General features: G+C 65.2%; 1 protein-coding gene. It reads right to left on the bottom strand.

Going from position 1 to position 1,128, the window contains the following annotated elements; translation table 11 throughout:
• Positions 1-7 precede the first annotated feature (7 nt).
• Positions 8-1,078, bottom strand: a complete 1,071-nt coding sequence (locus ACXJLU_RS33400) for an IS30 family transposase (protein WP_457338014.1) — start codon at positions 1,076-1,078, stop codon at positions 8-10.
• Positions 1,079-1,128 lie beyond the last annotated feature (50 nt).

Raw genomic sequence — 1,128 nt, 5'->3', positions numbered from 1 at the left:
GGCGGTTTCAAAGCCCAAGTGCAACAGCGGGTTGATTTGAGTGGCTGGCGTTGAAGGCTGACTCGAAGAAGACCTCAGAGGGAGTGCGCCAGCCAAGAGATTTGCGAGGACGGGTGTTGAGATCCCAGGCGGTGTGATCGAGCTCGCGCTGGGAGTGCACGCTCAAGTCGGAGCCCTTGGGCAGGAACTCGCGGATCAGGCCGTTGGTGTTCTCGTTGATGCCTCGCTGCCAGGGGCTGTGGGGATCGGCGAAGTAGATCTTCAGGCCCGTGCTCTCGGCCAGCTTCTTGTGCAGCGCCATCTCCTTGCCTTGGTCGTAGGTCAGCGTCTGGCGCATCTCCAGGGGCAAGGGAGAGAAGGCCTGCTCAAAGCCCTGCAAGGCGTCCAGTGCCGTGCTGCCATCCATCTTGACCAGCATCACGAACAAGCTCTTGCGGCACACCAGGGTACCCACGGCCGACTGGTTGCGAGCGCCCTTGATCAGGTCGCCTTCCCAGTGCCCGGGCAACAAGCGGTCGCTGGCCTCGGGCGGACGCAGGTGGATGCTGACCATGTCTTGCAGCACCCCTCGGCGATCGGTGCCTCGCGTGCGCGGCCTGCGGGCACCGCGCCCCTGGCGCAGCAACTCCACCAACTCGCGGCGCAACTCCCCACGGGGCGCGGCGTAGATGGCCGTGTAGATGGTCTCGTGTGAGGCTTGCAAGGCGGGCTGACCGGGGAACTCGGCCTTCAGTGTCGCAGCGATCTGCTCGGGCGAGAACTTGTTGATCAACAGCCCGTGCACGTCGGCCCACAGGTCGCTGCCGAGGTGCAGCTTGCGCGCGGGGCAGGCAAGCCGGCGCACGCGCCGCGCCCTCGCTCCGGCTCGCTGCGCGTTATAGCCGCCGGCTACTCGCGGGCGGCCCATGACGCATTGCTCCTCCTCACGCTGGAAGCCGTTGCGCCGCAGTTCGCGGGTGATGGTGCTGGCAGCTCGTTGCAGCGTCCTGGCAATGGCTCGTGCGCTGCTGCCCTGGGAACTCAGCGCCATGATCACGCCTCGGTCCTCGGCGCTCAATTGTTCGTAGGTTCTTGTCATGCAACGGCTCTCAGGGGGCTGGAGTGTTGCACTTCACCTTTGAAACCGCC

The sequence above is a fragment of the Rhizobacter sp. P5_C2 genome (genome assembly GCF_054049715.1).
The sequence above is the reverse complement of the archived record's forward strand: the minus strand, read 5'-3'. Positions and strand labels throughout refer to the sequence as shown.

Excerpts from the sequence above, each read along its gene's own strand:
- ACXJLU_RS33400 (WP_457338014.1), bottom strand. The coding sequence starts at position 1,078 with ATGACAAGAACCTACGAACAATTGAGCGCCGAGGACCGAGGCGTGATC.